General features: G+C 74.0%; 7 protein-coding genes and 1 pseudogene. 3 read left to right on the top strand and 5 right to left on the bottom strand.

Translation table 11 applies throughout. The features are described 5' to 3' along the window. Positions 1 to 258: 258 nt before the first annotated feature. Positions 259 to 1,200, top strand: coding sequence for an endonuclease/exonuclease/phosphatase family protein (locus ACZ53N_RS20635; RefSeq protein ID WP_469142269.1), 942 nt, complete (start codon positions 259 to 261; stop codon positions 1,198 to 1,200). 162 nt (positions 1,201 to 1,362) lie between these two features. On the opposite strand, the gene ACZ53N_RS20630 is transcribed toward ACZ53N_RS20635, so the two are convergent. Then, complete coding sequence (locus ACZ53N_RS20630) at positions 1,363 to 4,560, bottom strand: AfsR/SARP family transcriptional regulator (protein ID WP_469142268.1); 3,198 nt, start codon at positions 4,558 to 4,560, stop codon at positions 1,363 to 1,365. 127 nt (positions 4,561 to 4,687) lie between these two features. Here ACZ53N_RS20630 and ACZ53N_RS20625 point away from each other — a divergent pair, with 127 nt between their 5' ends. Further along, a complete protein-coding gene (locus tag ACZ53N_RS20625) occupies positions 4,688 to 5,452 on the top strand; it encodes an SDR family oxidoreductase (protein ID WP_469142267.1) in 765 nt (254 codons plus the stop codon). Between the two features lie 161 nt (positions 5,453 to 5,613). Here ACZ53N_RS20625 and ACZ53N_RS20620 read toward each other — a convergent pair whose 3' ends face one another. The 4 genes and pseudogenes from ACZ53N_RS20620 to ACZ53N_RS20605 all read right to left on the bottom strand — a co-directional run bounded on the left by ACZ53N_RS20620 (position 5,614) and on the right by ACZ53N_RS20605 (position 9,352). After that, positions 5,614 to 6,207, bottom strand: a complete 594-nt coding sequence (locus ACZ53N_RS20620; protein WP_469142266.1) for an NADPH-dependent FMN reductase — start codon at positions 6,205 to 6,207, stop codon at positions 5,614 to 5,616. A 212-nt stretch (positions 6,208 to 6,419) separates the two neighbouring features. Then, positions 6,420 to 7,648, bottom strand: a pseudogene (locus ACZ53N_RS20615) (GNAT family N-acetyltransferase); the annotation flags it as partial. Between the two features lie 89 nt (positions 7,649 to 7,737). Beyond that, on the bottom strand, positions 7,738 to 8,715 hold the full coding sequence (locus ACZ53N_RS20610; RefSeq protein ID WP_469142265.1) for an asparaginase: 978 nt from the start codon (positions 8,713 to 8,715) through the stop codon (positions 7,738 to 7,740). A gap of 46 nt (positions 8,716 to 8,761) precedes the next feature. Then, complete coding sequence (locus ACZ53N_RS20605; protein WP_469142264.1) at positions 8,762 to 9,352, bottom strand: RsiG family protein; 591 nt, start codon at positions 9,350 to 9,352, stop codon at positions 8,762 to 8,764. Between the two features lie 146 nt (positions 9,353 to 9,498). Here ACZ53N_RS20605 and dtd point away from each other — a divergent pair, with 146 nt between their 5' ends. After that, on the top strand, positions 9,499 to 9,924 hold the full coding sequence (gene dtd / locus ACZ53N_RS20600; RefSeq protein WP_184736266.1) for a D-aminoacyl-tRNA deacylase: 426 nt from the start codon (positions 9,499 to 9,501) through the stop codon (positions 9,922 to 9,924). The last annotated feature ends 244 nt before the right edge of the window (positions 9,925 to 10,168 follow it).

Genomic DNA, 10,168 nt, shown 5'->3' with positions numbered 1-10,168 from the left:
GGGGGGGGGTGGGGGGGTTTCTCCCACCCCCCCCCCCCCCCCCCCCCCCCCCCCCCCCGCCCCCGGAGGCCCGGCACCGACCTGTCACAGCCCCGCGCAGCGGCAACAGCCCGCGCAGCGGGAAACGCCGCCGCACAAGGCAAAGGTCAAAGCCCGCCGCGCAGCGGCAACGGCGCCGCACAAGGCAACCGTCAAAGCCCGCCGCGCAGCGGCAACCGTGGACACCGCAAAATGGCAGCCGTGAGAATGCCACGTCCCATGAGGACAGCCCTACAGATCGCCTGCGCGACAGCCCTGGCAGGCGCAGCCGTCCTCATCGCGGCGCGAGCCACATCGTTGGACGACGGGACCTGGCTCGCGATGCCGATGGCCGGGTTCCCGTACGCCGTGGCCGGCACCGTGGTGGTCCTGGTCGTGTTGCTGGTGTTGCGGTCGTGGTGGGTCGCGGCGGTGGCGGCTGTGCTGGTCGTGACGGAGCTGGCCTGGTCGGTGCCCCGGTTCGTTCCCGACAGGGAACCCGTGCCGGCGGGCGCGCCGCGGTTGCGGGTGGCCACGAGCAACACGCATGTGGGTGCGGTCGATCCAGAGGCGCTGGTCCGGCTCGTCCGTGCCGAGCGGCTGGACGTGCTGGCCGTGGAGGAGTTGACGCCGCAGGCGATCGCGGCGCTCGACAAGGCGGGCATGGCCGAGTTGATGCCGCACCGGGAGCTGCACCCGGAGTCGGATTCCTCGCTCTACTCGCGGCTGCCGTTGACGGGTGGCGGTCTGCTGCGTGGCCGGGCCACGGTGTGGCCGCAGACGACGGCCGCGGTCAAGGTCGGCGGGCGCACGGTGCGGCTGGTGGCGGTCCATACGCTCTACCCGCTGGGCGATGCCGGGCGCTGGGCGCGGGACATGCGGGAGCTGCGGGCGGAGGCGGTGGACTCGGGGCGGGACACGGTGTTCCTCGGGGACTTCAACGCGACCCTCGACCACGCGCCCATGCGGAAGCTGCTGTCCGCGGGGCTCACCGACTCCCACGCGGAACTCGGCCGCGGCTGGGCGCCGACCTGGCCGGCCGACGCCTCGGCCATGCCGTCCCTGCTCCAGCTCGACCACGTCCTGCACGGCAGGGGGCTGGCGGCGGTCTCGGTCAGCGAACACGTTGTGCGGGGCTCTGATCACAAGGCGGTTGTCGCGGAACTGGCCCTTGTCGACTGACGCCTGTCCGGCGGATCACGACGGGATCCGGCCCGTTCACCAGGCGCCGCCCGGAGGTTCGCTCCCCGGCAGCCGCCGGAGCCGCCGAAAGCCGCCGGGAGGCACCAGCTGCACCAGGGCGGCTGACGACCCTGCGCGGAACTGAGGCCCGGCGGGGACCGCCTACCCCGTCGGCCACCGGCCCGAGCCGACCGAAGCGGCCCGGCCCCCGGCAGGGAGCCCGTCCCCGGCAGGGAACCGGCCCCGCTCGAACGCCTCCGCGAAGGCCGCCTTTCCCATGGCGGCCTCAGCCGCCGTCGTGATCCGGTCGACGTCGCCGCGCTCGGCGGGCGGCAGGGGCGCGCCCGCCGACTCCCGGGTGGCCGCCGCCGTGCCGAGGAGGAAGGCGGCCCGCTCGGGGGCCCCGGACAGGACCTCGACCCCCGAAAGGCCCTCCAGGGCCAGGGCGACGGCACGGGGGCCGCCGGTCAGGCGGGCGGCCTCCAGGCCCTGGAGGTGCAGGGTCCGCGCGGCGTCCGCGTCGCCGCGCTGTTCGGCGACGAAGCCCAGTTCGGCGAGGATCAGCGCGTTGCCCGCGGGCTCCGGCGTCACCTGCTCGTACCATTCCCGGATCCGGCGGAGGTGGGACTCGGCGGTGGGCAGGTCGCCCTCCCGGCGGGCTCCCAGGGCGAGGCCCATCTCGGCGTATATCTCGCCGAAGGTGAAGCTCTGCTCGGCGGCGATCCGCCGCGCCCGCTCGTGCAGCTCGCGCGCCCCGTCCAGGTCCCCGGCCAGCAGGGCGAGCCGGCCGAGGCCGGACAGCCGCGAGGAGACCTCGGCCCGCAGACCGAGCTCCTCGGCCAGGCGCAGCCCGTCCCGGAGGATGCTCCCGGCCCGCTCGTAGTCGCCGCTGATCTCCGCGAGCGCGGCCAGCGGTGAGACGCTCTGCAACTGGCCCCAGCGGTCGCCCAGTTCCCGGAACAGCTCCGCGCTGCGCTCGCCGTCGTGTTTCAGCGTCGCCATGTCGTCGCGGATCAGGGCGTCCATCGCCCGCCGGCCGAGCGCCGCCGCGATGCCCCACCGGTCGCTCCGCTCGCGGAAACCGGCCAGGGCGAGTTCGACGAGCGCCTCCGCGCCCACCTGGTCGCCCGCGTTGGTCAGGGCGTACGAGCGGAACCACTGGGCCTGCGGGCAGGGCCCCGCGTCCGCCGTCTCCTCCGCCAAGGTCAGCGGCGTCCGGGCGCCCGACAGCAACGCGAAGCTGCCCCAGAGGGAACGGACTTCGGCCTGTAGGGGGAGCGCGTCCGCGCCGGTGGGGGCCGCCGCCTTCAGCGCGCTCTCCAGCGACCGCCGCGCTTCCCCGAGCCGGCCGCGCAGCAGCCAGTACCACGACAGGGCGGCGGTCAGCCGCAGCGCCGTCCGTGCCGGGCCCTGCCGGATCGCGGTGTCGAGGGCTGTGCGCAGATTCGCGGTCTCGGCGTCGAGGACGGCGAGCCAGTGGTCCTGTTCGGGGCCGCGGAGGCGCGGCGCGGCGCGCTCGGCCAGTTCGGTGTAGTGGTGCAGGTGGCGGGCGCGTACGGGCTCGAGGTCCGCCATGTCCCGCAGGCGTTCCGTGCCGTACGCGGCGACCGATTCGAGGAGGCGGTAGCGCGGGCCCCGGCGGCCGTCCGTCATGACCACCAGGGAGCGGTCGACCAGGCGGGCCAGCAGGTCGAGGACCTCTTCGGCCCGTACGCCGTCGCCCGCGCAGACCGTCTCGGCGGCCCGTAGCGTGCAGCCGTCGGTGTGCGCGGCGAGGCGGCGCAGCACGATGCGCTCGGGGGCCGTCAGCAGCTCCCAGCTCCAGTCGATCATCGCGCGGAGGGTCTGCTGGCGCGGTGGGGCGCCGCGGTGGGTGCCCGTCAGGACGCGGAAGCGGTCGTCGAGGCGGTCGGCCAGTTCGTGTACGCCCAGCGCGCGCACGCGCGTGGCCGCGAGTTCCAGGGCCAGGGGGAGGCCGTCGAGCCGTCGGCAGATCTCCTCGACGGCCCCGGTGGTCGTCGCGTCGAGCACGAATCCAGGGGCGGCGGCCGCCGCGCGGGCCGCGAAGAGGCGCACCGCTTCGGCGGCGGGCAGCGGTTCCACCGCCCGCACGGCCTCGCCCGCGAGCCCCAGCGGCTCCTGGCTGGTGGCCAGGACGCGCAGCCCGGGCGCGGCCCGCAGCAGCAGGGCCGTGAGGTGCGCGACGTGCTCCACGACGTGCTCGCAGTTGTCCAGGACGAGCAGGGCGCGGCGGTCGCGGAGGGCCGCTGCCAGCCGGTCGGCGGGCGCGGTGGCCGCGGCGGGCACGGGCATGCCCGAGGCCCCGTCGTCGCGGAGGCCCAGCTCGGTGGCGATCACTTCGGTGAGGTCGGCGAGGGAACCGCGCTGCCCGGCGAGCTCCACGAGGTGGACTCCGTCGGGGAAGGCCTCGGCGTGCCGGGCGGCGGTCTCGATCGCGAGGCGGGTCTTGCCGACCCCGCCGGGGCCGGTGAGGGTCACCAGGCGCCCGGCTGTGAGCAGGGCGCTCGCCTCGGCCACCGCCCGCTCCCGGCCGACCAGGGGGGTGAGCGGGGTGGGCAGACGCCCGCCCGGGCGGGCGGCGGGGGCAGGCGCGCTGGTCAGGTCCGGGGCCTGGTCGAGGATCGACCGGTGGAGCGCGGCCAGTTCGGGACCCGGGTCCAGGCCCAGCTCCTCGGCCAGCCGGACGCGCAGCTCGGCGTACGAGGCGAGGGCCTCGCTCTGCCGCCCCGCGCGGTACAGCGCCCGCAGCTGGGCGGCGCGCAACCGCTCGCGCAGCGGGTGGCGGGCCACGAGGGCGGTGAGCTCCCCGACGAGCGCGCCGTGCTCGCCCGCCGCCAGCCGCGCCTCGGCCCGCTCCTCCAGGACGGTCAGCCGCTGCTCCTCCAGGCGCAGCGCCGCCGTACGGGCGAACTCCTCGTCGGCGAAGTCGGCGTAGGCCGGGCCGCGCCACAGTCCGAGCGCCTCGGTCAGCAGGGCCGCCCGCGCCCGCGGGTCTTGTGTGGCGCGGGCGCGGGCCACCAGGGCCTGGAAGCGGTCCGCGTCCACGTCGCCGTCGTCGAGCCGCAGCCGGTATCCGGGGGGCTGACGCACCACGCCCTCACGGCCGAGGACGCGGCGCAGCTGGGAGACCTTGTTCTGCAGGGCGTTGGCGGGGTGGGCCGGGAGGTCGGCGGCCCACAGATCGTCGATCAGCCGGTCGGCGGAGACCGGCCGCCCCTCGTGCACCAGCAGGTCGGCCAGCAGCGCCCGGACCTTGGCCTCCGGCACCCTGACCGGCTTCCCCGCGCCGTCCCGGACCACCAGCGGCCCCAGCACCCCGAACCGTCCCCCGAACCCCATGCCGAAACCGTAACCCGCCCCACCGACAGCGGACCGTCAGGAAACCCACAGCGCCCCTCGGCACAGTGGGCACCACGAACCCGGCGGCACGCGGAAGCCGCCGGAACACCCCAGGGAGCAGCGGGACATGACCACGTATGCGGGTAAGAAGGCCGTCGTCATCGGTGGGACGATGGGCATGGGACTGGCCATCGGCAAGCGGCTCGTCGAGGGCGGCGCGGAGGTCCTGCTGACCGGCCGCAACCCCCAGAACCTCCAGGACGCGCGGACCGAGCTCGGCTCCTCGGCCCATGTGGTCAGCTCCGACGCGTCCGACATGGCCGCCATCGCGGCGCTCGGCGACACGGTGCGGGAGAAGCTCGGCCGGATCGACCACCTCTTCATCAACGCGGGCATATCGGAGCTGGCCCCGGTCGGGCAGGTCACCGAGGAGAGCTACGACAAGCAGTTCGCGGTGAACACCAAGGGTGCGTTCTTCACCGTGCAGCGACTGCTGCCGCTGATCGCGCAGGGCGGCTCGATCGTCTTCACCACTTCGGTCGCCGACATCATGGGCTACCCCGGCATGGCCGTCTACTCCGGTACGAAGTCGGCCCTGTGGTCCTTCGCCCAGGTGCTCGCGTCGGAGCTGGTGGGGCAGGGCATCCGCGTCAACGCGGTGTCTCCCGGCTTCATCGACACCCCCAGTGGGGGCGTGCAGGGCCTGAGCCCCGAGGAGTTCGAGGCCATGCAGCAGGTCGGTGACGCCGTCACGCCGATGCGCCGGCACGGCTCGGCCGACGAGGTGGCGCGCGCCGCGCTGTTCCTGGCCGTGGACGCGACGTTCACCACGGGCGAGAAGCTGCACATCGACGGCGGCCTCGGCCAGCACGTTGCCGTCCCGCAGGGATGACCCAGTGCACCTCCGCTGCGCGGCGGTGTCCGGGGGCGCCGGACGGGCTCATTTCAGCCCGTCCGCCGCCGCAGGCGGCAAGACGGCCCGCCGTCGGCAGGACAATCCGCGCAGGACCCCCGTACCTGCGCGGAGAGCGTCGAAGCGGCCTGGCACGGGGCTCAGTTGCCGTACGGGCGGGTGGCGCGGGCCTCGCGCAGGGCCTGGGCCCACCAGGTGAGCTGGTCGAGCATGACCTTCGCGGCACCGGCGGCGGCCGTGCCGGCCTCCTCGTCCAGGTGGCGGCCGTTGTCGTCGAACTTGCCCCACGGGCTGTGGAAGCTGATCGTCTCGCGGATGGTCACGGCGTGCAGCTCGGCGAAGACCGGGCGCAGGTGCTCGACGGCGCGCAGACCACCGGAGAGGCCGCCGTAGGAGATGAAGCCGACCGGCTTGGCCTGCCACTGGGTGTAGTGCCAGTCGATGAGGTTCTTCACCGAGGCCGGGTAGCTGTGGTTGTACTCGGGGGTGATGACGACGAAGGCGTCGGCCTCGGCGAGCCGCGGGGACACCTTGGCGAGGAGGGCGGCGGCCTCCGGGCCGGGGTCGCTGGACAGGTTCACCGGCAGCGGGTGGTCGGCGAGGTCTATGACGTCCACGTCGATGTCGGTGCGCTGGGCGGTCTGCTCGGCGAACCAGCCGGCCACCGTGGGGCCGAAGCGGCCCTCGCGGGTGGAGGCGACGATGACGGCGAGGCGGTACGGGCTGTCGGACATGGGGTCCCCCCTGGCAACGGAAATCTCAAAATCGTGGGGCGGCCGGTGGGCCGCTGAGAAGAAGCTTCCAACCTCAAGCATGGTTGAGGTCAAGCGGCCTTGATCAACCATTCATTCACTCAGCCCAAGCGCCCCGGGAAGTCCGTTATTTCCCGGGGCACTTGGGTGTGAAGGTGTGGGCGGAGAGCCGGGCCGGAAGCGGAGAGCCGGCAGAAGATGTCCGGGCACCACGGTCGGCGCGCCGTGCGCAGCAGTGTGTCCGCGAGGGTGAGCGCACCGGGCGTTCCTCCGTGACCCGGCCCAGGGCGGCGAGCCGGGTGGCGGACTCGTCGCCGAGGTACAGGGTGCCCAATTCGCCGACGGGCAGCGAGAGATCGGCCGGACGCGTGGTGGCGGTGCAGGAGGCACCGTCCGGCCCGGCCTCCAGGAGATAGCGGCCGGCGGCGAGCCCGGCCGGGTCGGCGATGTCGAGGACGAGGGAGCCCGTGGTGGCGTACGTACGGGCCTGGAGCAGCGCCGGTACGTCGAGGGGCCGCAGCCACAGGAAGTCGGCGTGCGTGACCGTCCGGGCCGCGCGGGGGTCGGGCAGCAGGAGCGGCAGCAGGTCGTCGGGGGCGCGGAGGCCGGTGCGGACCTTGATGATCCAGTCGACCGACAACAGAAAGTGCCACAGGGCGCGTTCGGCCTCGGGGGTGACCGCGAAGCAGTCGCGGACGGTGGCCGTGGTCTGCGACAGCTTGGCGTCCCACACGTCGTCGGCGGTGTAGACGAGGAGGCCGTCGACGCTGCCGGAGGCGGAGCGGTGGACGGCGTAGAAGGGCTCCGTCCAGGGGTAGCCGGGTTTCGGCGGCTCGCCCGTGCGGGTCTGCCACCACTGCGTGTCGCGGTCGACGACGCCGTGCCGTACGCCCCGCAGCCGCTCGTGGAGGACGGGGCCGAGGCGCCGTACGTCGACGAGGTCGACGCGCCCGCCGTCCGCCGGGCCCGCGTAGCGCCGGTCGAGCCCGGCGCGGGGGACGTCGATCTCCCATTCGGTGACCCAGACGGCCGGACCGTAGCCGTACCGGCCGTAGATCGGGTACTCGGCGGAGATCAGCGTCGAGGCGGCCTCGCCGCGCTCCTTGGCGGCCCGCAGATCGCGGTCCATCATGCGGCTGAGCAGCCCGCGCCGGCGGTGCGTCGGGGAGACGGTGACATTGGAGACCGCGGACGATGCCACCGCGGCGCCGCCGGGCACGGTGATCCGCTGCGGGAAGCTGCGGAAGGTGGCGACGCAGCGCCCGTCGTCGAAGGCACCCTGGGTCCGCTCGACATCGATGCCCGCGCGGCGGAACTCGATCTCTTTCCTGGTCACCGCGGGGGGCATGAGGAAGCCGGTGCGCAGGGCGCGGCTCCAGTCGGAGAGGTCGGATTCTTCGATCGCGCGGACTTCGATGCTCATGCCGTCACGCTAGGCAACCAGTGGCGTGGGCCGCACGTAATTTTCCCCGTGCGGCCCACGGTGTGCGCCGTCCGCGTGCCGGCGGGCCCTCAGAACGCCGCTCGTATCGAGCCCACCCGCTCCGCGCCGCCCAGCAGCGGCATCTCGCCGATGCGGGCCACGACGGGGGAGTCGACGCCGAGCAGCTCCAGGGCGCGGGCCAGGACGGGGCCCATGGCGCGCGGGGCGCCGTCGTCGATCTTGAAGGCGAGGGCGCGGCCGTCCGGGAGGGCCACGGCCTGGACGGACTCGGCGCCCATCTTCGACAGCACGCCGGGCACCTCGCGCATCAGCCAGGTGTCGGGACGGCGGGTGCCGGCCACGTACTCCGGGTGGGCGCGCATGGCGTCCGCCACCCGGCGCTCGGGGGTGCCCGGCGCGGCCAGGACGAAGGTGCGGAAGGCGCGGGCCAGGCCGGTGAGTGTCAGGGCCATCAGCGGGGCCCCGCAGCCGTCCGTACCGATGTGGGCGACGCGCTCGCCGCTCGCCTCCTGCACGACCTCCAGCACCAGACGCTGGAGCGGGTGGGCGGGGTCGAGGTAGGAGTCCAGCGGCCAGCCGTTGGCGGCGCTGGTGGCGATCATGGCCGCGTGCTTGCCGGAGCAGTTCATCGTGACGCGGTCGCGGACCTGGCCCGCCGCCAGGTAGGACTCGGCCTCGACCGGGTCCAGCGGCAGGTCGGCCGGGGTCTGGAGATCGCTTTCGCGGAGGCCGAACTCGGTGAGCATCGTGCGCACCAGCTCCAGGTGGAAGCCCTCGCCGGAGTGGCTGGCCGCCGCCAGGGCCAGGCGCTCGCCGGACAGCTCCAGCCCGGCCCGCAGCATGGCGGCGGCCTGCATGGGCTTGTTGGCCGAGCGCGGGTAGACCGGGGCCGCCGGGTCGCCGAGCGCCAGCTCGACGCTTCCGTCGGCGGCCAGCAGCACCAGCGAGCCGCGGTGATGGCCTTCGACGAAGCCGGAACGTACGACCTCGGCGAGAACCGGGGGTATGCCGTGGGCGGGGGAGGGCGCGAGGGGCGAGGAGGTCATCGTCGACTTTCCGGGGGGAGGTGGCGCGGACCGCCCCCCGGAGGTCTCACGAGAGGAGGTCGTCTACTTGTGCTTCCCCTTCACGGTACCTGCGGGCGATCTCGGCACTGCAATCGTCGGTCGTGCGCTGCAGCTGCCGGCGGCGGCCGGAGACCTGCCGCTCGTAGGCCACGAGGCGGGCCATCCCCTCGTGCAGCTCGTGGTCCGTCCGGGCGGCCAGGTCGGACAGCTCCACCTCGGAGAGCATGTCCTCGGCCAGCCGGCGGAACTCCTCGCTGTGCGGTGTTCCGAGCGTCACATGGCGGGCGGAGGAGCGGTGGGCCGACGGCACGTCCGCGAGGATCTCCGACAGCCGGTCGACGACGAGCCGCTCCATGAGGGGCGAGCCCGGGGTCGCGCGACGGGCCAGCTCGGCCCGCAGGATGTCGATGCGGCCCTGGAGCAGCCGCCGCACATAGCTGAGGTCCGCCTCGTCGCGCTGGGCGTCCCGGCGCACCGCGCGCAGCTCCGCGAGCCGCAGGTCGCCCAGCCGCCGCACGGGGACGTCCGCGAACCTGCCGGAACGCTGGCTCGGCGGGCGGGGGTTGAGACTGTCCACTGCCTTGAGCATGGGGCCGTCCTCGGTGGGTGTGGGCATGCGTATCCGTCCCCTCGGGCGGTGTGCGGTCACATCACGTTGCCCGCATGCGCACCGCCTGTACGCATCGTGCCACTGTGTCCGCCCCGCCCGCAGGGGCTCCGCACCCGAACAGCCCTGGATGGACGCAGGGCATCATGGTCCGTATGCGTGCAGTGGTGCAGAGAGTGGACGGCGCGAGCGTCGTCGTGGACGGTGCGGTGGTCGGCGAGATCCTCGGCGAGGGGTTGTGTGTGCTTGTCGGAGTGACGCACGAGGACACTGAGGCGAAGGCCGCGCAGCTGGCGCGCAAGCTGTGGTCGCTGCGGATCCTCGACGAGGAGAAGTCCTGCTCGGACGTGGGCGCACCGCTGCTGGTGATCTCGCAGTTCACTCTCTACGGTGACGCCCGCAAGGGCCGCCGCCCCACATGGAACGCGGCGGCACCGGGTCCCGTCGCGGAACCCTTGGTCGACGAGGTGGTCACCCAGCTGCGCGCCCTGGGCGCCGAAGTGGCAACGGGCCGCTTCGGCGCGGACATGAAGGTCTCCCTGACGAACAACGGCCCCTTCACGGTTTTGCTGGAGGTGTGAGGGAACCCCAGGGGCAGGGAGGGGCCCAGCCCCCCAATCCGCCGCAACGGCGCCGTCCCGGCTTTACCGGACCGCTGGCGCGGTGTGGGGTGCCGCCAGGTGTGGAGGGGCAGGCCCGGCCCCTCCATTCCGCCGCAACGGCGCCGCGCCCCGACGGCGCGCTCCGGCGGTGCCGAACTGCCGGACCGATGTGCCCCCGGCCGGAGGCCGACGACGGTGCCGAACCGTGCCGAACCGACCTCAA

The organism is Streptomyces sp. NPDC033229 (assembly GCF_055576875.1).
The sequence above is the reverse complement of the archived record's forward strand: the minus strand, read 5'-3'. Positions and strand labels throughout refer to the sequence as shown.

Bases quoted from the DNA above. Each gene is read 5' to 3' on its own strand.
- ACZ53N_RS20635 (WP_469142269.1), top strand. From the start codon at position 259: ATGAGGACAGCCCTACAGATCGCCTGCGCGACAGCCCTGGCAGGCGCA.
- ACZ53N_RS20630 (WP_469142268.1), bottom strand. From the start codon at position 4,560: ATGGGGTTCGGGGGACGGTTCGGGGTGCTGGGGCCGCTGGTGGTCCGG.
- ACZ53N_RS20625 (WP_469142267.1), top strand. From the start codon at position 4,688: ATGACCACGTATGCGGGTAAGAAGGCCGTCGTCATCGGTGGGACGATG.
- ACZ53N_RS20620 (WP_469142266.1), bottom strand. From the start codon at position 6,207: ATGTCCGACAGCCCGTACCGCCTCGCCGTCATCGTCGCCTCCACCCGC.
- ACZ53N_RS20610 (WP_469142265.1), bottom strand. From the start codon at position 8,715: ATGACCTCCTCGCCCCTCGCGCCCTCCCCCGCCCACGGCATACCCCCG.
- ACZ53N_RS20605 (WP_469142264.1), bottom strand. From the start codon at position 9,352: ATGCCCACACCCACCGAGGACGGCCCCATGCTCAAGGCAGTGGACAGT.
- dtd (WP_184736266.1), top strand. From the start codon at position 9,499: ATGCGTGCAGTGGTGCAGAGAGTGGACGGCGCGAGCGTCGTCGTGGAC.